18 protein-coding genes, 1 tRNA gene and 1 pseudogene are annotated in these 20589 nt (G+C 62.9%); 9 read left to right on the forward strand and 11 right to left on the reverse strand.

What is annotated here, in order from left to right; genetic code table 11:
• Window positions 1-172: 172 nt before the first annotated feature.
• From H0482_RS01885 to H0482_RS01905, 5 genes are all read left to right on the forward strand, one after another.
• Window positions 173-1528, forward strand: a complete 1356-nt coding sequence (locus H0482_RS01885; RefSeq protein ID WP_193728327.1) for a substrate-binding protein — start codon at window positions 173-175, stop codon at window positions 1526-1528.
• 147 nt (window positions 1529-1675) lie between these two features.
• The gene (locus H0482_RS01890) at window positions 1676-2707 is read left to right on the forward strand and encodes a branched-chain amino acid ABC transporter permease (RefSeq protein WP_193728328.1); all 1032 of its coding nucleotides are present in this window, start codon (window positions 1676-1678) and stop codon (window positions 2705-2707) included.
• Between the two features lies 1 nt (window position 2708).
• Complete coding sequence (locus tag H0482_RS01895; protein ID WP_193728329.1) at window positions 2709-3851, forward strand: branched-chain amino acid ABC transporter permease; 1143 nt, start codon at window positions 2709-2711, stop codon at window positions 3849-3851.
• 9 nt (window positions 3852-3860) lie between these two features.
• On the forward strand, window positions 3861-4628 hold the full coding sequence (locus H0482_RS01900) for an ABC transporter ATP-binding protein (RefSeq protein ID WP_193728330.1): 768 nt from the start codon (window positions 3861-3863) through the stop codon (window positions 4626-4628).
• Window positions 4629-4639: 11 nt separating this feature from the next.
• On the forward strand, window positions 4640-5419 hold the full coding sequence (locus H0482_RS01905) for an ABC transporter ATP-binding protein (protein ID WP_193729061.1): 780 nt from the start codon (window positions 4640-4642) through the stop codon (window positions 5417-5419).
• Window positions 5420-5537: 118 nt separating this feature from the next.
• On the opposite strand, the gene H0482_RS01910 is transcribed toward H0482_RS01905, so the two are convergent.
• The 5 genes from H0482_RS01910 to H0482_RS01930 all read right to left on the reverse strand — a co-directional run bounded on the left by H0482_RS01910 (window position 5538) and on the right by H0482_RS01930 (window position 8650).
• Window positions 5538-6362, reverse strand: coding sequence for a LamB/YcsF family protein (locus tag H0482_RS01910; protein ID WP_193728331.1), 825 nt, complete (start codon window positions 6360-6362; stop codon window positions 5538-5540).
• Entirely contained in the window at window positions 6359-7261 is a 903-nt protein-coding gene (locus H0482_RS01915) for a 5-oxoprolinase subunit C family protein (protein ID WP_193728332.1), read from the reverse strand. The genes H0482_RS01910 and H0482_RS01915 overlap by 4 nt, the downstream gene beginning before the upstream one ends.
• A complete protein-coding gene (locus H0482_RS01920) occupies window positions 7258-7905 on the reverse strand; it encodes a 5-oxoprolinase subunit B family protein (protein WP_193728333.1) in 648 nt (215 codons plus the stop codon). The genes H0482_RS01915 and H0482_RS01920 overlap by 4 nt, the downstream gene beginning before the upstream one ends.
• A gap of 125 nt (window positions 7906-8030) precedes the next feature.
• Window positions 8031-8207, reverse strand: a complete 177-nt coding sequence (locus H0482_RS01925) for a hypothetical protein (RefSeq protein ID WP_193728334.1) — start codon at window positions 8205-8207, stop codon at window positions 8031-8033.
• A gap of 206 nt (window positions 8208-8413) precedes the next feature.
• The gene (locus H0482_RS01930; protein WP_193728335.1) at window positions 8414-8650 is read right to left on the reverse strand and encodes a hypothetical protein; all 237 of its coding nucleotides are present in this window, start codon (window positions 8648-8650) and stop codon (window positions 8414-8416) included.
• A gap of 121 nt (window positions 8651-8771) precedes the next feature.
• Here H0482_RS01930 and H0482_RS01935 point away from each other — a divergent pair.
• A tRNA-Ser gene (locus H0482_RS01935) sits at window positions 8772-8861 on the forward strand.
• A 74-nt stretch (window positions 8862-8935) separates the two neighbouring features.
• Window positions 8936-9766 (forward strand): hypothetical protein, encoded by an 831-nt coding sequence (locus tag H0482_RS01940; protein ID WP_193728336.1) that lies wholly within the window; start codon window positions 8936-8938, stop codon window positions 9764-9766.
• Between the two features lie 84 nt (window positions 9767-9850).
• On the opposite strand, the gene H0482_RS01945 is transcribed toward H0482_RS01940, so the two are convergent.
• The 3 genes and pseudogenes from H0482_RS01945 to H0482_RS01955 all read right to left on the reverse strand — a co-directional run bounded on the left by H0482_RS01945 (window position 9851) and on the right by H0482_RS01955 (window position 11974).
• Window positions 9851-10822: a quinone oxidoreductase family protein gene (locus H0482_RS01945; RefSeq protein WP_193728337.1), complete on the reverse strand. Its 972-nt coding sequence runs from the start codon at window positions 10820-10822 to the stop codon at window positions 9851-9853.
• Window positions 10823-11046: 224 nt separating this feature from the next.
• Window positions 11047-11787, reverse strand: a pseudogene (locus H0482_RS01950) (TerC family protein); the annotation flags it as partial.
• A complete protein-coding gene (locus tag H0482_RS01955; protein ID WP_193728339.1) occupies window positions 11780-11974 on the reverse strand; it encodes a hypothetical protein in 195 nt (64 codons plus the stop codon). The gene H0482_RS01955 and the pseudogene H0482_RS01950, both read right to left, overlap by 8 nt.
• Here H0482_RS01955 and H0482_RS01960 point away from each other — a divergent pair.
• Entirely contained in the window at window positions 11973-13175 is a 1203-nt protein-coding gene (locus tag H0482_RS01960) for an FAD-dependent monooxygenase (RefSeq protein WP_193728340.1), read from the forward strand. The genes H0482_RS01955 and H0482_RS01960 overlap by 2 nt on opposite strands.
• 167 nt (window positions 13176-13342) lie before the next feature.
• Here the strand turns inward: H0482_RS01960 and H0482_RS01965 are convergent, their stop codons facing one another.
• From H0482_RS01965 to H0482_RS01975, 3 genes are all read right to left on the reverse strand, one after another.
• The gene (locus tag H0482_RS01965; protein ID WP_193728341.1) at window positions 13343-14059 is read right to left on the reverse strand and encodes an invasion associated locus B family protein; all 717 of its coding nucleotides are present in this window, start codon (window positions 14057-14059) and stop codon (window positions 13343-13345) included.
• A 145-nt stretch (window positions 14060-14204) separates the two neighbouring features.
• Window positions 14205-17693 (reverse strand): transcription-repair coupling factor, encoded by a 3489-nt coding sequence (mfd, locus tag H0482_RS01970; protein WP_193728342.1) that lies wholly within the window; start codon window positions 17691-17693, stop codon window positions 14205-14207.
• Window positions 17690-17968 (reverse strand): FAD assembly factor SdhE, encoded by a 279-nt coding sequence (locus H0482_RS01975; RefSeq protein WP_193728343.1) that lies wholly within the window; start codon window positions 17966-17968, stop codon window positions 17690-17692. The genes mfd and H0482_RS01975 overlap by 4 nt, the downstream gene beginning before the upstream one ends.
• A gap of 443 nt (window positions 17969-18411) precedes the next feature.
• On the opposite strand from H0482_RS01975, the gene recG reads away from it, so the two are divergent.
• Window positions 18412-20520 (forward strand): ATP-dependent DNA helicase RecG, encoded by a 2109-nt coding sequence (recG, locus tag H0482_RS01980; RefSeq protein ID WP_230989414.1) that lies wholly within the window; start codon window positions 18412-18414, stop codon window positions 20518-20520.
• The last annotated feature ends 69 nt before the right edge of the window (window positions 20521-20589 follow it).

Below are 20589 nucleotides of genomic sequence, written 5' to 3' on the forward strand. Positions count from 1 at the left end.
TGGGCAAATTGTCAACGTTTTGACAAATACCCACAAAGAACAGATCAACAATTTACAATTTTCTAGAGGAATTACAATGGCCTATTGCCGCCATTTTCAAATGCGCCGAATACTAGGCAGGCGGTGAACCTCCGACGATGTATCGGACGTCCCGCGCCAAAGGAGGAGATCTATGACACTTTTGAAGCGCGGGTTCTCCCGCCGTAAAGTGCTGCAAACCGGCATGGCCGGCATTATCGGCACGGGCGTTGCGCCCATGATGTTCACCAAGGGCGTCTGGGCGCAGGAATTCTGCAACAACCCCACTGGCGACAGCGTCACTATCGGCCTCAACCTGCCCCTGACCGGCGCTTATGCCGAAGAAGGCGCGGACGAGCTCAAGGCCTACGAGCTTGCCATCAAGCACCTCAATGGTGAAGGCGATGGCGGCCTGCTCAATGTGCTGACCCCGTCCGCCCTCAAGGGCAACGGCATTCTCGGCAAGAAGGTCGGCTATGTGTCCTCGGACAGCCAGACCAAGTCCGACGTTGCCCGCGCCGGCGCCACCCGCATGATCGAGCGCGACGGCGCCATCATGATCACCGGCGGCACGTCTTCGGGCGAAGCCATCGCGGTCCAGAGCCTGTGCCAGGAAAAGGGCATCATGTTCATGGCCGGGCTGACCCATTCCAACGACACCACCGGCAAGGACAAGCGTCGTTACGGCTTCCGCCATTTCTTCAACGCCTATCAGTCCGGCATCGCGCTGGGCCCGGTTCTGGCCGAGCAATATGGCGGCGAGCGCCGCGCCTATCACCTGACCGCCGACTATACCTGGGGCTGGACGCAGGAAGAATCGATCAAGGCCACGACAGAAGGTCTGGGCTGGGATACCGTGGCAACCGTGCGCACGCCGCTCGGGTCCTCCGACTATTCCCAATACCTCACCCCGATTCTGAATTCGGGTGCGGACGTGCTGATCCTCAACCATTACGGTCTGGACATGGTGAACTCGCTGCCGCAGGCAGTCCAGTTCGGCCTGCGTGACCGTCAGGCCAATGGCAAGCAGTTCGAAATCATCGTTCCGATGTTCTCCGAACTGATGGCCAAGGGCGCCGGTGAGGCCGTGCGCGGCGTTTTCGGCACCTCCAACTGGCACTGGAACCTTCAGGATCCGGGCTCCATCGCCTTCACCAAGTCCTTTGGTGCGGAATATGGCGCTCCGCCCTCGCAGGCTGCTCATACCTGCTACGTTCAGACGCTGCTCTATGCAGACGCGGTTGAACGCGCCGGCACCTTCTATCCGCCTGAAGTCATCAAGGCGCTGGAAGGTTTCGAGTTCGACGGCATGGGCAATGGTCGCACGCTGTACCGCGCCGACGACCATCAGTGCATGAAGTCGGTTCTGGTTGTGCAGGGTAACGACAATCCCTCCAGCGAGTTCGACGTCCTCAACATCGTCCAGGAAGTGGATCGCGAGACCACCACCTACGATCCGGCGATCTTCGGCGGCGAACTCGGCCCCGCAGAACCCGCACCGCAGTGCTGAGCGCGTAACCTTCGCTCTATCCAACGTCGTCATTGCCCGGCTCGTCCGGGCAATCCATTCCGCCAACGCGCCGATGGACCGCCGGGACAAGCCCGGCGGTGACGACCGAGACGACAGAAGCGTCCTACGGCCACGCTGGAGCTACCTATGTTCGAAGTCATCTTTCTGCAATTTCTCAACGGGCTCGACAAAGGCGCTGCCTATGCGCTGATCGCCCTTGGCCTCACCCTGGTGTTCGGCACTCTGGGCGTGGTCAATTTCGCCCATGGCGCGCTCTTCATGCTCGGCGCCTTCTGCGCCGTCACGGTGCGCATGCTCCTCACCATGGAAACCGTCACCATCGACCCCGAAAAGCTCTCCCCCTGGGGCGCGCCGCTGGAAATCCGCGAGCCGCTGGTCCAGGCCTGGTTCGGCGATTTCGGCGCGGTGCTGGTCAATTATTCCGTGCCGCTGTCGATCCTGATCACCATTCCGGTCATGCTGGTCATCGGCATTGCGCTGGAGCGCGGCATCATCAAGCACTTCTACAAGCGCCCCCATGCCGAACAGATCCTGGTGACCTTCGGCCTCGCCATCGTGGCGCAGGAAGTGATCAAGTCGATCTTCGGCCCCAACCCCATTCCCCAGCCCATGCCCACCGACCTGCGCGGCGCCGCCGACATCGGCGCCTGGCTCGGCATGCAGGCCAATGTCATCACCTATCCGATCTGGCGTCTGGTCTATTTCCTGTTCGCCGGCGTCGTGATTGGCGGCGTCTTCGCCTTCCTACAGTTCACCACATTCGGCCTGGTCGTCCGTGCCGGCATGGCCGATCGCGAAACCGTGGGCCTGCTCGGCATCAATATCGATCGCCGCTTCACCATCATGTTCGGCCTGGCGGCCGTCGTGGCGGGTGTCGCGGGCGTCATGTACACCCCGCTCCTGCCGCCCAATTACCACATCGGCATGGACTTCCTCGTCCTCTCCTTCGTGGTGGTCGTGGTGGGTGGCATGGGCTCCCTGCCCGGCGCCGTCGCCGCGGGGTTCATGCTCGGCATCCTCCAGTCCTTCGCCTCCATGAACCAGGTAAAGGCCATTTTCCCCGGCATCGACCAGATCATCATCTATCTGATCGCTGTCGTCATTCTGCTCGTTCGTCCGCGTGGCCTCATGGGTCGGCGCGGTGTGATGGAGACCTGACATGAATTCCACTCTCATGTCCCGCAACGACCTCCTGCTGCTGCTCGGATTCTCTGTCGTAGTCCTGGCCATGCCGATCTGGCTGGCGCCCTTCGGCGCCGGCTACCCGGATCTGCTGCAACGCTTCATGATCTACGGCATCTTCGCCGTCGGCTTTAACATCCTGTTCGGCTTGACCGGCTATCTCAGCTTCGGCCATGCCGCCTTCTTCGGCGTCGGCTCCTATACCGCCGTCTGGTCGCTGAAACTGCTGACGCTCGATGCCATTCCGGCCATGGTCTTCGCCGTGATCATCTCGGGGCTTTTCGCCCTCGTCATCGGCTTCCTCTGCCTGCGCCGCTCTGGCATCTATTTCTCCATCCTCACCCTGGCCTTCGCCCAGATGAGCTACAACCTCGCCTATTCGGTGCTCACCCCGATCACCAATGGCGAAACCGGCCTGCAACTGACCCTCAACGATCCGCGCATCATCGACGCGGCGGTGGGCCATGGCTTTGTCGGCCAGCCGATCCCGACCCTGTTCGGAACCCCCATTGGCGGCTATGCCGGCTTCTATTTCTGCGCCGCCTTCCTCATCGCCGCCTTCTTCCTGGCCCAGCGCATTGCCGGCTCGCCCTTTGGCATGATGCTCAAGGCCATCAAGTCCAACCAGACCCGCATGCAGTTCACCGGGTTCAATACCCGCCCCTATGCCCTCTCCGCCTTCGTGATATCGGGCATGTATGCAGGTCTCGCCGGTGCGCTTCTGGCGGTCACCGATCCGCTTGCCGGTGCCGAACGTATGCAGTGGACGGCCTCCGGTGAAATTGTGCTCATGACCATCCTTGGTGGTGTCGGCACACTGGTCGGCCCCGTCATCGGCGCCTGGATCATCAAGTATTTCGAGAACATCCTCTCGGCGCTCAACGACAACATCCTCGCCCGCTTCTTCGACTTCCTGCCCGATGGCGTGGACACGTTCTTCGTCACCATTGTTGGCAAGTTCGTCGGCGATGGCTGGCACCTGACGCTGGGCCTGGTTTTCGTGATCATCGTGATCTTCCTGCCCGGTGGCATCATGGAAGGCGTGCGCCGCGTCGCCTCGGCCTTCCGCAATCGGGGCAAGACGCCCCGCGCATCCAACCAGACCCAGGCCGCGGAGTAGGATCAGCACATGTCCAATGGAAACATTGTCCTGCACGTCGCGGACGTTCACAAGCGCTTCGGTGGCCTGCACGCCCTGGCCGACATCGACCTTCAGGTCGAGGAAGGCAAGACCCACGCCATCATCGGACCGAATGGGGCGGGCAAGTCCACCCTGCTCAACGTCATCATCGGCAAGCTGGCTCCGACCAGCGGCCAGGTGGTGTTCGACGGCGCCATCCTGACCGGGCGCAAGCCCTATCAGATCAACCAGCTCGGCATTGCCCGCGTGTTCCAGACCCCGGAGATCTTCGCCGATCTCTCGGTTCTGCATAACGTGATGATCCCGGCCCTCGCCAAGCGCGACGGCATGTTCAAGCTCAACATGCTCCGCACCCTCGAAAGCGAGACCACCATCCGCGCCGAAGCCGAGGAAATGCTTGAAGATGTGGGCCTGATGGCCCGCAAGGACAGCATGGCCGGCGTGCTCTCACGCGGCGACAAGCGCCGGATGGAACTGGCCATGTGCCTGATCCAGCATCCGCGCCTGCTGCTGCTGGACGAGCCCACCGCCGGCATGAGCCGCCACGACACCAACACCACTATCGAGCTGCTCAAGAAGATCAAGAAACGCGGCATGACCAAGGTGATCATCGAGCACGACATGCACGTAGTCTTCTCGCTGGCCGACAAGATTTCCGTTCTCGCCCAGGGCCGCATCATCGCCGACGGAACGCCCGACCAGGTGCGCGGCAATCCCAAGGTCCAGGAAGCCTATCTTGGAGGAGCCCACGAATGAGCGCCATTGCCATGACCGCACAAACGACCGCACAAAGCCCTGCACAAGCCTCTGCTGGCAGCCTGTCCGCCAATATCGAAACCAGCCGCCCCTTCTTCTCGGTGCGCGACGTTCACGCCTATTACGGCGAGAGCTATATCGTGCAGGGTGTGTCGCTGGACATTCGCAAGGGCGAAATTCTTGCGCTGCTGGGCCGTAACGGGGCGGGCAAGAGTTCGACGCTACGCACCATAGCCCGCGCCGACAATCCCGAAATGCGTGGCGGTGAAATCTGGCTCGACGGCAATCCCATCCACAAGATGAAGAGTTTCGAGGCCGCCCGCGCCGGCATCCAGCTGGTGCCCGAGGATCGCCGCATCATCCAGGGCCTGACCGTGGAGGAAAACCTCAACCTGGCCAAGGTGGCCCCCGGTCATGGCTGGAGCCTCGAACAGATCTACGAGAGTTTCCCGCGCCTCGCCGAACGCCGCACCCAAGATGGCGTCACCCTTTCGGGCGGCGAACAGCAAATGCTGGCCATTGCCCGCGCTTTGGCCCGCGATCTCAAGCTGCTGCTGCTGGATGAGCCCTATGAAGGTCTGGCGCCGGTCATCGTGCACGAGATCGAGCGCATCCTGCATTCGATCAAGCCGCTGGGCATCACCACGATCATCGTCGAGCAGAACGCCGTGGCCGCGCTCAAGCTGGCCGACCGCGCCGTGATCCTCGATACCGGCGAAGTCGCCTTCACCGGCACCGCCAGGGAAGTGCTCGACAATGCCGAACTCCGCCACGAATATCTGGCGATCTAGGCGCGCACCGGACCGCCAATTGTCGTCAAGGCCCGGCCCGTCCGGGCAATGACGACAAAGGCAACCTGGCAGCCGGTTACGTCGGCAGATTTCAACTTCGGCCCTCGGGCCAGCACGCCTACTCTGGGGCCTTTGGGTTCAAAGGCATGATGCCGATCTCACCCTCTCCCTCCTGAAGGCCCCAGAGTTCATCCGTCTCCGGCGCGACCGCCGCGATGGTCACACCCTCGCCCTCGAGCGCATCGCGCACCTCACGCGCCAGATCGACAGCCCCCGGCGTATCGCCATGCAGGCAGATCGAGCGCGCCGAAGATTTCAGCACCGAGCCGTCAACAGCCTCGATTTCCCCATGCAGGGCCAGCCGCAGGCAGCGCGCAATCACCGCTTCGGGATCGTGGATCACGGCCCCTTCTTCGGAACGCGGCAATAGCAGGCCATCGGCAGTATAGGCCCGGTCGGCATAGGCTTCCCGGATGATTGGCAGCCCCACAGCCCCCGCCGCCCGCACTTGCTGGCTATTGTCCAGCGCCAGCACCGCCATATGCGGGTCCATGGCGTGGATCGCGGCGAAGATGCCCACGGCAAAGGTCAGTTCCTCCGCCGTCTGGTTGGCCAGCGCGCCATGCAGCTTCACATAGTCGAGCGGCACGTCCACTTCGGCGGCAATATGGCGGATGAGGAACAACTGGTCCCGGATTTGGTTCAGCAATTGTTCCAGCGGCATGACCAGCCGGAAGCGCCCAAACCCCTTGCGATCCATATAGCCCGGATGCGCTCCGGCCCGCACGCCGCGCGCCTTGCACACCTTGAGGATGTGCCGGATGCTCGCTGCGTCGCCCGCATGCCCGCCACAGGCAATCGAGGCGCTCGACACGATGGCCAGCAGGTCGTCGTCGCCGCCCATGCCTTCGCCCAGATCGGCGTTGAGATCGATGCTCGTCATGTCCGCCCACTCCGCAACAGGCCATGGGCATGCTCCACCGAGATTGGCGCGAACGCAAGCGCGCTGCCGGGCCGCAATTGCGCGAACCGGTCGAGATCGGCGGAAATGATGGTGCCGATGCGCGGATAGCCGCCGGTCGGCTGGTGATCGCGCATCAGGACGATCGGCGTGCCGTCCCCCAGGATTTGAATATCGCCGGGCAGGACCGGGTCGGAAATCAGCGACAGGATGCTTTCGCCGGCAAAGACCTGCTCTTCATCGGCCAGCCGAACCCCCATCCGGTCCATCATCGGCGTCACCCGAAACCGCGCCGCGACAAAACTTTCCTGCACCCGGCGCGAAAAACGCTCCCAATGCAGGCCGCGAATGAAGCGGATCGGACCGCCCTCCACCATCGGCGGCGGAAGCTCCTCCGCCTGCACGCCATTGCCCTCGAGGATCAATTCATCGCCGGCCGCCAGCGCCCGCCCAGCAAGCCCTCCCAGCCCCACCCTGATATTGGTGGAGACGCTTCCCAGCACCGGCTTCAGGTCCAGCACCGCGCCAAATCGCAGATAGCCGTAATTGCCCGCCGCCCCCGGCGTTACCGACAAACGATCGCCTTTCGACAAATGCGCGGAACCGGGCCAAGCCACGGCCTGCCCGTTGACGCGGATAGTGAAAATCCCTCCCTCCCAGCCGATAGAGGTGCGGCCTTCCCTCACCACCAGGTCGAGCCCCGCCTGGGTGAATTCGATTCCACCCTCGCCCCGGGCTCCCGCCAGTGCTCCCGCTCGTCGATAGGCGCCGCGATCCATCGGCCCCGACGCGCTCACGCCATGCGCCAGCATGCCTTCGCGCCCCTCGTCCTGAATCGTGGCCAGCGGCCCCGCCCGTTCGATACGCAGAAGCACCGTCATGCCAGCGCCTCGAACAGCACTTCGTCGCCCGCAACAAGCTGGGTGGGCGGCATAAGCTCGGGATCGAAATTGCGAAATTCGGTGCGCCCGATCACATGCCAGCCGGTTGGAATATCGGTGGCCGCAATCGCCGTCTGCCCGGCGGCGAACAGCACGCTTCCCGCCGGAACCCGGGGCCGCACCTGTTGGCGCCGGGGCACGTTGAGACCCGGAGGATGAAATCCGCAATAGACGAAACCAGGCGCAAAGCCGGTCGCCAATATGCGCAGGGGCGCCGCGCAATGCTGTTTGATGAATTCCGCCGGACCAAGTTTCAGCCCCGCCGCCAGATCTTCGAGATCGGGTCCATCCGCTCCGCCGAAACGCACGGAAATGCGGTGCGTGGTCACGCTGGAATCGGCCTTTTTCGACAGCCGTAGACCGATTTCGCTCGCCAGCCGCACGGGTCCGACCCTGCCCGGATCGTAACGTACCAGCACCGATACCAGGCTCGGCACTATTTCGATCGCGCCGGCAATGGGGTCGGCCAGTAGCGCCCTTGCCAAAACCTGCGCGCGCCGATTGGCCCCGTCGTCCATCGTACTGCCGAACTGTACCAGCATGGCATGGTCGCCCAGCGGCACGATCTGGCATGTCTCGCTCATTGCCAACCCATTTCCGTTCTGCCGGGACGCAGTTCAATAATCTGCACTGCGTCCCGTCAAGCCGTCCGTCGCGGCAAGTGGCCGGATCAGGATAAAACAGGTTCAGGCGTCAAAGCGCTTCTTAATTAATTGGGGTCGCGGCCCTCCTGCTCGATCACCGCCTCGAACAATTCGCGTGCCGATCCGGCGCCGATGGCCTCGATGGCCACCGCCGCAATGGCAGCGAACAATTCCGCGATTTCCTGGGGATCGGTGATTTCGGCGTCGTCGTCTTCAGCGTCGGCGTTGATCAAGGTAAACATGAGGAACGCGCCTCCACACTAAAGCGGGCTGCGGAATGTAGGAGCCAGGTTCCGCAGAAACCCCGCGACCAAAGAAGAAGTCCGAAGCAGATTTTTGCTTCGAACGAGCCTACGCCACCAATGTGCGGCGATTCCTGTTAAGTTTTAAATAAGGGATTGTGGCATTGCCGGGGAAGAAGCCGCCTTGCCACCCCCGACCGCCGGCCTTACTCTTCGCCCGCGCCCAGCCCATCGATATAGGCTTCGATCTCGTCGAGCGTCGCCGAGAATGGTTTCGGTGTATCCCCGAAAACGATGTTGAAGCTGGCATCTTCGCGCAAGGCATGCCCGCCGGGCTGGCCCAGAACCTTGATCTTTTCCGAGGTGAGAATGGTCAGCCCATGCCGGGCCGCCACCCGTTTCATCCGCCGCATCCGCGACGCATCGAATTCCTTGCGGCTCATGTTTCCGGCTCCCGCTAAAAATCTTTCCGAGCCAATAGACCAGCGTCGGGTCTTTTCCAATCCCCGAGCGTCCGGCGCCGTACTGGACAGAAACCGCTTCTCTCGTTAAAGGCAGCGCGTCGGGCAGGTGGCAGAGCGGTTGATTGCTCCGGTCTTGAAAACCGGCGAAGGTGCAAGCCTTCCGGGGGTTCGAATCCCTCCCTGCCCGCCAGCCCCTGTGTTGCAATTGTTTCGCCGCGATTCTGACGAAAAAGCTCGGTGGCAGGGACGCAATGAGGAGCGGTTTTGTACGCTGATCTAAAAGCCGTTACCGCTCTTTATGATCTGGGCCGAGGCAGCTTTGGCCGCCCGATTGAACAATATATTGACTGGCTGAACGCCACACTGCGCTTGCCAATCGCTTTCAAAGTTTTTCTCGATCCAGCCATCGATCAAAGCCAAATTGCCCTAAAACCTGGCGACCGGATTTTCCCCGTTCCTATGGAACAGTTTTATCCAATGCGCTGGACTGAAAAGGTCGAGCGCGTTCGGAACGCCTCTGCCAGCCAAGACCTGACCTTTGTCTTGCCAAATTATTCGCTGCTTATGATGTCCAAATTCGACATGCTTCAGCGGGTGGCACTGGAGTATGGTGAAGATTGCAGAATGGTGTGGATCGATGCCGGCCTGTCCCGTTTCTTCCGCACCGACATGGCCGAAGGCCAGCTATCGCACGAATATCTGGGCAAGCTGCAAAACGCCACTTTCGCCGGGTCGATTACGGATCAAGGCCTCAAGAGCATGCGCGAGAAAAGTGCAGATGCACTTGTCGGCACTTCAACAAGGCTGGTTTCTGGAGGCGACCTTTACGCGACCGGCAGGGGTGCCGCCGAGGCCGCGCGCCAGCTTCACGAACTGGTCGAGACGATCTGGCTTCCCCGCGGCAAATGGGACAATGAGCAGGTGGCCATGGGCTGCATGCTGGCCGATGGCTGGCCTGGCTTCCAGGTCGCCCGAGTGTCCCCAAAATTTGGTACACTTGTCGCTGATCTGTTCTCGCTGCAATTGCGCCGTGGCGGTTTACCCGGCCGCATCGAGAAATGGCTCGAAACAAGAATCCCCGGCCGCAAGACGTAATCCGGAACCGCGCAGGACACCGCGCCAACACCCTCGGCGCTGATAGGCGGCGACCTGTTCAGCCCCGTGCCCGGTGACCGACCTCTATGGCAGCAGCACCACCGACCCTGTCGTTTCCCGTCCCTCCAGCGCCCGATGCGCGGCGGCGGCGGCGTCGAGGGCAAAGGTGCGGCCGATTTCGACCTTGATCGCGCCGGATAGAACCGCGTCGAACAGCGCCTTTGCGCCCTCCAGCAAATCGTCCCGCCGCGCAAAATAATGCGCCCCGGTGGGGCGGGTCACATAAAGCGAGCCCTTGCGCGCCAGGATGCCGAGATCGGGAATGCTGACCACGCCCGAGGCATTGCCGAAGCTGGCCAGAAGGCCACGTGGCCGCAGGCAATCGAGCGAGCCTTCAAAAGTCGCCTTGCCGACCCCGTCATAAACCACATCGACGCCCCTGCCCCCGGTGATCTCCTTCACCCGTGCGGCAAAATCGTCGGCCCGATAATCGATGACGTGGTGGCAGCCATGTTCCAGCGCCACTTTGACCTTTTCCGCTCCGCCCGCCGTGCCGATGACAGTCGCGCCCAGCGCCCGCGCCCATTGCGTAGCGATCAGGCCAGTGCCGCCCGCCGCCGCATGCCAGAGCACAATTTCGCCCTTCTGCATCGGCCAGGTCTTGAACAGGAGATAATAGGCAGTCAGTCCTTTGAGCAGGGCGGCGGCGGCAATCCTGTCGTCCACGCCATCGGGAATGGGCACCAGCTTGGCGGCCATGATCAGCCGCTCCTCGGCATAGGCGCCGATCGTGCCCTGATAGCAGACCCGGTCGCCGACCTTCACCTCGGTCACGCCTTCGCCAATGGCCGTCACCACGCCCGCCGCTTCATTGCCCGCCACGAAGGGCAAGGGAACCGGATAAAGCCCGGAGCGCTGGTAGGTATCGATGAAATTGAGTCCAATGGCGGTTTGCCGGATGCGCGCCTCGCCTGGCCCCGGCTGTCCGATGGACCGCTCTTCGCTGGCAAGAGCCTCCGGTCCACCGGTCTGGTTGACGACAATAACCCTGGTCATTTCGCAGCCTTTGGTTTGCGAGGCGCGGATTTGGGCCGCGCCTGCGTCCGTGCGGCCGGGCCGGACTTGGTGCGCGGCTTGGGCTCAGAGGCGGCGGCGGTGCTGCTTGCGGCCCGCTTCGCCCCGACACCTGCTCCGCCCATGACGGCCAGCGCTGCATCGCTCGAAACCGCGCCAATATCTCCGGTAAAGGGCGTGAATTCAGCCTTGCCCGCAGGTTTGCCATCCCGCTTCTGCTTGCGCGACTTGGCGAAGATATTGACCGCTTCGACCAGCACCGAGAAGGCCATGGCCGAATAGATGTAGCCCTTTTCGATATGGAAGCCGGTACCTTCGGCCACCAGCGTGGTGCCGATCAGCAGCAGGAAGGCCAGGGCGAGAATTTTGGTGGTGGGATGCGCGGCGACGAACCGGGCGATCGGGCCGGAGGCGACGAACATCACCAGGACCGCGATCAGCACCGCCGCGACCATGACCCCGACGCGCACCGGATAATCCAGAGTTGCCGGAACCATGCCCACCGCAGTGATGATCGAATCGATGGAGAACACCATGTCGATGACCACGATCTGCACCAGAATGGCTTGCAGCGTGGCGCCGACCTTGCTGTCCACCTTGGTTTCGTGCGGCTCCTCTATGGCCGCATGCATTTCGTGGGTTGCCTTGTAGATCAGGAACCCGCCGCCGCCGATCAGGATGATGTCTTTCCAGGACAGGCCCTGCCCGAACAGGGTGATGATGGGCTGGTCCAGTTGCACGATGACCGAGATCAACAGCAAGAGGACGATGCGGAACACCAGCGCCAGTCCGATGCCCATCTTGCGAGCAAATTCCGCCTGTTCGCGCGGCAGCCGCGATACGAGGACGGAGATGAAGACGATATTGTCGATGCCGAGTACGATTTCCATGACCGTCAGGGTCAGGAACGCCGCCCATACGGCAGGGTCTGCTAGAAACTCAAACATCGATTGCTCCTGAGGCCGAGTCGGTTGAAGGGATCAATTTAGATTTACGCTTTCCCTTGGAGAAGAGGGGCGCACAGATTTTCAGCGCCTGCGTCATCGCGGGGAATGGTGGCCCGCCCGACGCGCTGGTATCGCCGCAATGGCCGATGCTAGTCTGCGGTTCCAAAAGGTCAGCGAGATTTTTCATGCATGCCTCCTCCTCCCCAAGCCATCCCGGTGCTGGCAATGCCCTGAAGCAGGACGCCGACATCATCGTGGTTGGCGGCGGTCTGGCCGGCCTTGCGGCGACGATCAGCCTGGCGCGGCTGGGTCTGACGATCATTCACCTCGCGCCCCTTGCCCCGCCTGACCGGCGCACTTCGGCGCTGATGATGCCCAGCGTGGACTTTCTCCGCCGCAGCGGGCTGATCGAGGATCCCGCCACCATCGGCCACGCCCTCACCGCCATCCGCATCATCGATGCCACGCCCCGCCTGATCCGCGCGCCCGAAACCCTGTTCGACGCCACCGAAATCGGCCTGCCCGCCTTCGGCTGGAACTTCGGCAATGCCGCGCTCCTCGCCCGGTTTCAGCAAGCCGCGCCCGAGGGCGCCATTGAAACCCGTAATCTCCCCGTCACCGATTATCGGCGCGAGGGCAATCTGGGCGCGGTCACGCTGAGCGATGGCGCAATTCTGCGCGCACCGCTGGTCGTGGGCGCGGATGGCAAGAAATCCCTGATCCGCACCAAGGCGGGCATCGGCACGCGCGAGCATCCTTTCGCCCAATCCGCTCTGGTCTGCGACCTGGAGTTGGGCCGCCCCATCGGCGGCACCTCGGTGGAATTCCACTATCCCAATGGCCCCTTCACCCTGGTGCCCGCCGGCGGCAGCAAGGCCAATCTGGTCTGGATCGATGAGGAACACGTGCTCAAAGCGGCGCAAGCGGGTGGGCCGGAAACCCTCCTCGCCGCCCTCCGCGAAAAATCCCAGCGCCTGTTCGGTGCGATCAGCCTCACCTCGCCCAGCGCCATCTTCCCGCTGAGCGTGCTGAGCGTTGCCCAGGCTGGTCGCGACGGCGCGGCTCTCGTGGGGGAATCGGCCCACGCCTTCCCGCCGATCGGCGCACAGGGGCTCAATCTGGGCCTGCGCGACGTCGCCGATCTGGTGGCCTCGGTCAGCGCCACGGATCGGACCCGCCCCGATTGGGGCATCGCCGTCAGCGCCGATTATGCCGAAAGGCGCGCCGGCGACCTCCTCCGCACCGGCTCGATCGTCGAAACCCTGTTCCGCTCGCTCCTCGCCGACATGCTGCCCAGCCAGACGATGCGCGCCGGCGGTCTCTGGGCCCTCAAGCTCCTGCCCGGCCTCCGCAAACAAGCATTCGCATTGGGCATGGGCGAACGCTGAGACCTCCCGCCGGTCGGCCCCTTCACAATTCGTCACTCTCGGGCTTGACCCGAGGGCTCTTGGGCCGCTGGTAACACCTTCGGCCAGGCTCAATATTGACTGGCCCGGCCAAAAGCAAAACGGGCGCGATTGCTCGCGCCCGTTGCAAAAACCAATATCTGGCAGACTTACTGCGCCGGCGCTTCCGCCGGGGCTTCGCCTTCGGCCGGAGCGGTTTCGCCCGCGGACAATTGCTGGCGCAGCTGTTCGGCGCGATCCTGCAAGACCTGCTCCAGAACGTTCTGGCCCGATTCCTGCTGCTGCAATTGCTCGAAGGTCAGCGAGGCGTCGCCATCATAGGTGGCGGTGAACCCGGCCAGGGTGAATTCGATGGTGAGATCCTGGTTCTGGCGGTTCTTGGCCGTCAGCTTGAGCGTGTTGCCGCGCTTGAGCGAATTGACATATTGCTCGTTGATCACCAGCTGCGCCGAGCAGGACACCGGATCGCACAGCATATAAGGCACGCGCACCGGCTTGGCATTGTCGATCTGCCAGGAGAGGCCGAAAGGCAGCAGCACCCCGAGCGGCACCGCGGCGACGGCCAGCAGGCGGCTTTCCTGGCCCGGATCGTCGCGCAACAGGAACGAGCCGAGGAACTGGCCATTGGCCAGCACCACCTGGCGCATCAGGCAGGCCTTTTGCCCGTCTTCGAGCGGATCGCACACTTTGAGCCAGTTCTGCGAGGCCAGGCCGTCCACTGCGGCGGCAACGGCATCCACGGCGCCCTGCTCACCCGCTTCGGCGGCGGGCGCTTCGGTCGTGGTTTCCTGCGCAAAAGCCGAGACGGGCGCCAGCATCATGGCGACGGCGGCAGCACCGGCAACGAGGTTTTTGCTGAACATCATAGAAATATCCTTGCCTTCCTTGGCGGTCCGGCGGCAGCAAGCCACCCGAAAATCTGTACTGCCCTTCAAGGGCGCAAATCGGGCAATAACATGACCGATGGGTGTTGCCAAAACATTACGCAAACGGCGCGACGATCCGGCGGCGTCATGCGCCACTTTCCGCCAGTTTTGCGAGCTTTGACAGGATGGCAGCCGTTCCCTTGAGCCGCTGCTCCGGCGTCGGCCAGTTGCGCGCGAACACGAGTTTCTGATCGGGCTTGATACGCACCTGATTGCCCGGATCGCTCACCAGCTTCACCAGCCCCACCGGATTGGGGAATTCATTGCGCCGCAGCGTGATCACCGCGCCCTTGGGGCCGGCATCGACCTTTTCGACATTGGCCTGCCGGCACAGCGATTTGACCAGGATGACCTTGAGCAGCGCCTCCACCTCCTCGGGCAAGGGCCCGAAGCGGTCGATCAGTTCGGCCCCCGCCGCATCGATGTCGCGAATATCGTTGAGATCGCCAAGCTTGCGATAAAGCTGCATGCGCAATTGCAGGTCCGGCACGTAATGCTCGGGGATCATCACCGGCATGCCCAGCGAAATGGAGGGGCTCCATTCGTTGCGGTCCTCGTATTCCTCCTCGCCGGATTTGAGCGCGGCCACGGCCTCTTCCAGCATGGCCTGATAAAGCTCATAGCCCACTTCGCGGATATGGCCCGATTGCTCGTCGCCCAGAAGATTGCCCGCGCCGCGAATATCGAGGTCGTGGCTGGCCAGTTGGAACCCGGCCCCGAGGCTTTCCAGCGATTGCAGCACGCCCAGCCTGCGCTCGGCGGTATCGGTCAGCTTGCGGTCGGGCGGTACGGTGAACAGCGCATAGGCGCGCGCCTTGGCCCGTCCGATCCGGCCCCTGATCTGATAGAGCTGCGCCAGGCCGAAATTGTCGGCCCGATGCACGATCAGCGTATTCGCATTGGGAATATCGAGTCCCGATTCCACGATGGTCGTGGCCAGCAACACGTCGAACTTGCCGTCATAAAAGGCGTTCATGATGTCGTCGAGTTCGCCCGGTGCCATCTGGCCATTGGCGGCAACGAACGAGACTTCCGGCACCTGCTGGCGCAGGAATTCGGCGATGTCGGGCTGGTCCTTGATGCGCGGCACCACGTAAAAACTCTGCCCTCCGCGATATTTTTCGCGCAGCAGCGCCTCCCGGATCGAGAGCGGATCGAACGGCGAGATGAAGGTGCGGATGGCGAGACGATCCACCGGCGGCGTCGCCAGCAGCGACAGGTCGCGCACTCCGGTCAGCGCCAGTTGCAGCGTGCGCGGAATCGGCGTCGCCGTCAGCGTCAGCACATGCACATTGGCCTTGAGTTCCTTGAGCCGTTCCTTGTGACCGACGCCGAAATGCTGTTCCTCGTCGATGATCAACAGGCCCAGATCGTTGAACTTGATGGATTTCGACAGAAGGGCATGCGTGCCCACCACGATGTCCACTTGCCCGTCGGCTAGCCCGTCCTTGGTCGCCTTGAGTTCGGCCGCCGGCACCATGCGCGAGGCATGGCGCACGCGCACCGGCAATCCCTTGAACCGTTCGGAGAACGTCTTGAAATGCTGCCGCGCCAGAAGCGTGGTCGGCACCACCACCGCCACCTGCTTGCCCGACAGGGCCACGGCGAAGGCCGCCCGCAGAGCCACTTCGGTCTTGCCGAAGCCGACATCGCCACAGACCAGCCGATCCATGACCTTGCCGGAGGTCAAATCGTCGAACACCGCCTCGATGGCGGTGAGCTGGTCCTCGGTTTCCTCATAGGGGAAGCGCGCCGCGAATTCCTCGTAGCTGCCCGGATTGAGGTCCACCACATCGGCCTTGACCAACAGGCGCTGCGCCGCCAGCTTGATCAGCTGCTCGGCCATTTCGCGGATACGCTGCTTGAGCTTGCCCTTCTTGGCCTGCCAGGCGACGCCGCCGAGCTTGTCCAGCGTGACGCTGGCATCGTCCGAGCCATAGCGAGTCAGCAATTCGATATTTTCGACCGGCAGATAGAGCTTGGTGTCGCCGGCATATTGCAGTTCGACACATTCATGCGGCGCGCCGCCCGCCTCGATCACCTTGAGCCCGATAAACCGCCCGATACCGTGATCGACATGCACGACCAGATCGCCGGCATTGAGCGAGGCCGCCTCGGTCAGCGCGTCGCTTGCCTTCTTCTTGCGCTGCGGCCTCAGAATCCGTTCGCCCAGAATATCCTGTTCGCTGAGAACCAGCAGATCCTTGGTCTCGAAGCCGGTCTCCAGCGGCAGTACCACCAGTGAGGTGGTCGCCGCGCTGGTCGTTTCGGCGTCGCGCCAGTTCTCCGCGAGGCGCGGATTGGTCAGCCCATGATCCTTGAGCACCTGCGCCATGCGGTCCCGCGTGCCCGCGCTCCAGCAGGCGACAATGGCCCGCCTGCCCGCCCGCCGCTCCGCCAACAGCCGCTCGACCACCGCTTCGAACAGATTGATGTCTGACGCCACCCGTTCGGCGGCGAAGCTGGGCGCGATATGCCCACCGGCATCGTCGCCCTTCTGAGTCTGCGGCGACAGGAATGGCGAAAGCTGGATCACCGAGGCCCCGGCCAGCGCTGACGGCGCCACATCGAGATCGTAGAGCAGTTCCGGCTTGACCGGCTTGTAGGGCGCGCCGGCTCCGGCCACCGGCGGCGCCAGCCGCGCCGCCTCGCGCGCCTCATAATAGTCGCGCACCTGCGCTACACGCTCGGCATAGGCTTCGGCGGCCTGGTCGTCGAATACGAAGGGCGCGTCCCCGACATAATCGGCCAGCCGGTCCAGGTGATCGTAGAAAAAGGGCAGCCAGTGCTCGGTGCCCGAATAGCGCGATCCCCCGCTGACCGAGGCATAGAGCGTGTCATCGACGGTATTGCCGCCGAACGCGGCCGTGTAATTCTGCCGGAAGCGGCGGATGGTCTCCTCATTGAGCACCACTTCGCTCATCGGCGTCAGCGAGATGCTCCTGAGATTGCCCGTCGTCCTTTGGCTGTCGGGATCGAATGTGCGGATGGTTTCGAGCTGGCTGCCGAAGAAATCGAAGCGCAGCGGCGCCTCGGCGCTGGCCGGGAACAGATCGACCAGCCCGCCGCGCACCGCAAATTCCCCGCTTTCGCGCACGGTCGGCACCCGCAGATAGCCATTATTCGCCGCCCAGGCCGCCAGCCTGTCGCTGTCCACCACCCGGCCCACTGCCGCCGAGAAGGACATGGTTTCCACCATGGCGCGCGGCGGCAATTTCTGGATCAGCGCATTGACCGCGGTCAGCACGATGGCGCCCTTGGTCCCGCTGGTCAGCGCTGCCAGACTATTCATCCGCGCGGCAATGGTGACATTATTGGGCGAAACCCTGTCATAGGGCAGGCAGTCCCAGGCCGGCAGCGTCAGAATATTGTGCCCCGGCAGCATCGCGCCGAGCACTTCGGCCAGCCGCTGCATGCGCCGCCCGTCCCGCGCCACGAAAACCAGGCTCGCCGCATCCTCGGGCGCATCCTTCAGCCGCTGTTCGACCATCCGGCCAAGCACCACGGGCTGCATCCCATCCGGCACGTTGGAAATGGTGCGCACCGACGGGGTGATGCTCTTTGCCTCGTTCATTTGCCCATCCGCGCCTGATGGTCGGCGATCACCATTTCCAGAAATTCCCGGTCCACATGGGCCGGCGGCTCTTCCTGTCGCATCACCCAGGTGAGCAGCGGCGGATCTTCCTCGTTCATCAGCTTTTCCAGCCTGTCGAGTTCTTCGGTGCCATAGGCCTCGACATGGGCATCCGCGAACGGCCCCAGAATGAGGTCCATCTCCTTGGTGCCCCGGTGCCAAGCCCGGTAACGCAGCCGCTTGCGGCGAATAGCAATGTCCTCACCGGCCGTCATTTGACACCCATGATCCAGTTTGTTCCCGATTTGGACGTGTCCTTTACGCGGGTTGCACCCACTTGTCAGCCCCCACCCTTGCAGCGCACCTCCTCGCTCGTGAGGCGCGACGACCGCAGATATTCCCTAGCCGGATCCTAGGAGATCGGCACCCGAAAGTGCTTGGCACACCCGGCTCCTGCCCTGCCTCCCCTTCGGGGTAGGCCGGGGTGGAGCCGATGGGTAAGCACTATTCCGACACGCCCACCCTGCACCCATTCGCCCAGCATAGGCCGGCAACAGAAATACATGTTCATCCATCGCCTGATCTGCTGCACTCCGCATCATCGATCCGGACCTGCTCGTTATTTCCTATTGGCGCGGCACGGACAGCAAGGCCAACAGGCAATCGCACACTTCATTCCCGCGCCGCCTTTCCCTACCCTCGCCCGAGGAGATTCGCCTTGTCCCGTCCCGAAACCCTCGCACCGCTCTTTCGCTCGCTGCACACCGTCAAGGGCGTCGGTGACAAACTGGCTGCGCTGCTGACCCGCTATTTCGGTGCCCCGGAGGGACAGGAAGCCATCATCCTCGATGTGCTGATGCACATGCCCTCCGGCGTCGTGGACCGCCGCCGCCAGGTCGGCATTGCCGAGGCGCATCTGCAACAGGTCGTCACCCTTCGTCTGCACATCGACCGCCACCAGCCGCCACCGCGCGGCAAGCCGCATGTACCCCACCGCGTCTTCGCCCATGACCAGAGCGGCGACATCAACCTGGTCTTCTTCCGCGCCCAGGGCGGCTGGGTGGAAAAGGCCCTGCCGGTCGGCGAAGAGCGCTACGTCTCGGGCAAGATCGACGTCTTCAACGGCGAAAAGCAGATCACCCATCCCGACTACATCGTCGAGCCGGACAAATTCGCCACCCTGCCGCTGGTCGAGCCGGTCTATCCGCTCACCAGCGGCCTCTCGTCCAGGGCGCTGGCCAAGCTGGTCCGCCATGCCGTCGATGCTCTGCCCGATCTTCCCGAATGGATCGATGCCGAAACCATGGCCAGCCGCAAATGGCCCACCTTTGCCGACGCCATGCGCATGGTGCATCTGCCCGAACAGCCCGGCGATGCCGAACTCTGGTCCCCTGCCCGCCAGCGCCTTGCCTATGACGAATATCTCGCCGGTCAGCTCACTTTGCAGATCGTGCGCGCGACCATGGTCACCGCGCGCGGCATCGCCCGGCGCTTTGACGGCAGCGCCACGCGAAAGGTAAACAGTCTGTTACCCTTCGCGCTCACGGAGGGACAAAAACACGCCTTGAATGACATTCTGGGAGACCTTTCGGCCCCTGAACGCATGTCGCGGCTACTTCAGGGGGACGTGGGCTCGGGCAAGACCGTCGTCGCCCTTATGGCTATGGCTGCCATGACCGAATCCGGGGCGCAATCGGCGCTGATGGCCCCGACAGAATTGCTTGCTTCTCAACACTTTAGGACCATAAAGCCGCTCTGTGACGCCGCCGGGATCACCTGCGCTCTGCTCACCGGGAAGATGCCAGCCGGCGAGCGACGCGCCATCCTCGCCGGCCTTGCCGATGGCAGCATCGCCACTGCCGTAGGCACCCATGCGCTGTTCCAATCCGATATACAATTCAAGGACTTGGGACTGATCGTCGTGGATGAGCAGCACCGTTTCGGCGTCCACCAGCGCCTCGCCTTGACCGACAAGGGCCGCCATACCGACCTGCTGGTCATGACCGCCACGCCGATCCCGCGCACCCTTGTCCTCACCCATTTCGGCGACATGGAAGTCAGCGTGCTCCACGAAAAGCCTGCCGGTCGCCAACCTATTGATAGCGCTGTTCTTTCCATCAACGATTATGACCGTGTCATCACCCGGCTCCAGGCCCGTCTCGCCGAAGGCGCGCAGGCCTATTGGGTCTGCCCACTGGTGGAAGAAAGCGAGACATTGCAGGTAGTTAACGCCGAAGACCGCTTCGCCGAACTACAAAAAACTTTCGGCGATTCCGTAGCGCTGGTGCATGGCCGCATGTCCGCCGCCGCCAAGCAGGCAGTGATGGATCGCTTTAAGGCCAATGAAATCAAGCTCTTGGTGGCCACGACCGTCATCGAAGTGGGCGTCGATGTGCCCAATGCCACCATCATGATCATCGAACATGCCGAGCGTTTCGGCCTCGCCCAATTGCACCAATTGCGCGGCCGCGTCGGTCGCGGCTCACAACGCTCAGCCTGTTTATTGCTGTATAAAGAACCACTTAGCGAAACCGCAAAGGCCCGTCTGGAAACGATAAAATCCACCGAAGACGGTTTCGTCATCGCCGAGAAAGACCTCGAACTGCGCGGTCAGGGCGACCTCCTCGGCACCCGCCAATCCGGCATGCCCGGCTATCGCCTTGCGGTCCCGGACGTCCACCGCCACCTGCTCGAATTCGCCCATGACGACGCCAAGGCGCTCTTCGCCCGCAATCCCGGCCTCACCGGCGAGGACGGCGAAAATATCCGTATCCTCTTGTATCTGTTCCGAAAACACCTGGCGATCCCGCTGATCCGGGCGGGGTAGGCTCCAGCTCATCCCCCAATCGTCACCACCCGGCCCGTCCGGGTTGTCCATGTCACCGAGAGCAGCATT

Source organism: Devosia faecipullorum (assembly GCF_015158295.1).
In the GTDB taxonomy this organism is placed as follows: domain Bacteria; phylum Pseudomonadota; class Alphaproteobacteria; order Rhizobiales; family Devosiaceae; genus Devosia; species Devosia faecipullorum.

What these genes read in the sequence shown, in the direction of transcription:
- H0482_RS01885 (WP_193728327.1), top strand. Translation starts at nt 173, where the DNA reads ATGACACTTTTGAAGCGCGGGTTCTCCCGCCGTAAAGTGCTGCAAACC.
- H0482_RS01890 (WP_193728328.1), top strand. Translation starts at nt 1,676, where the DNA reads ATGTTCGAAGTCATCTTTCTGCAATTTCTCAACGGGCTCGACAAAGGC.
- H0482_RS01895 (WP_193728329.1), top strand. Translation starts at nt 2,709, where the DNA reads ATGAATTCCACTCTCATGTCCCGCAACGACCTCCTGCTGCTGCTCGGA.
- H0482_RS01900 (WP_193728330.1), top strand. Translation starts at nt 3,861, where the DNA reads ATGTCCAATGGAAACATTGTCCTGCACGTCGCGGACGTTCACAAGCGC.
- H0482_RS01905 (WP_193729061.1), top strand. Translation starts at nt 4,640, where the DNA reads ATGACCGCACAAACGACCGCACAAAGCCCTGCACAAGCCTCTGCTGGC.
- H0482_RS01910 (WP_193728331.1), bottom strand. Translation starts at nt 6,362, where the DNA reads ATGACGAGCATCGATCTCAACGCCGATCTGGGCGAAGGCATGGGCGGC.
- H0482_RS01915 (WP_193728332.1), bottom strand. Translation starts at nt 7,261, where the DNA reads ATGACGGTGCTTCTGCGTATCGAACGGGCGGGGCCGCTGGCCACGATT.
- H0482_RS01920 (WP_193728333.1), bottom strand. Translation starts at nt 7,905, where the DNA reads ATGAGCGAGACATGCCAGATCGTGCCGCTGGGCGACCATGCCATGCTG.
- H0482_RS01925 (WP_193728334.1), bottom strand. Translation starts at nt 8,207, where the DNA reads ATGTTTACCTTGATCAACGCCGACGCTGAAGACGACGACGCCGAAATC.
- H0482_RS01930 (WP_193728335.1), bottom strand. Translation starts at nt 8,650, where the DNA reads ATGAGCCGCAAGGAATTCGATGCGTCGCGGATGCGGCGGATGAAACGG.
- H0482_RS01945 (WP_193728337.1), bottom strand. Translation starts at nt 10,822, where the DNA reads ATGACCAGGGTTATTGTCGTCAACCAGACCGGTGGACCGGAGGCTCTT.
- H0482_RS01960 (WP_193728340.1), top strand. Translation starts at nt 11,973, where the DNA reads ATGCATGCCTCCTCCTCCCCAAGCCATCCCGGTGCTGGCAATGCCCTG.
- H0482_RS01955 (WP_193728339.1), bottom strand. Translation starts at nt 11,974, where the DNA reads ATGAAAAATCTCGCTGACCTTTTGGAACCGCAGACTAGCATCGGCCAT.
- H0482_RS01965 (WP_193728341.1), bottom strand. Translation starts at nt 14,059, where the DNA reads ATGATGTTCAGCAAAAACCTCGTTGCCGGTGCTGCCGCCGTCGCCATG.
- mfd (WP_193728342.1), bottom strand. Translation starts at nt 17,693, where the DNA reads ATGAACGAGGCAAAGAGCATCACCCCGTCGGTGCGCACCATTTCCAAC.
- H0482_RS01975 (WP_193728343.1), bottom strand. Translation starts at nt 17,968, where the DNA reads ATGACGGCCGGTGAGGACATTGCTATTCGCCGCAAGCGGCTGCGTTAC.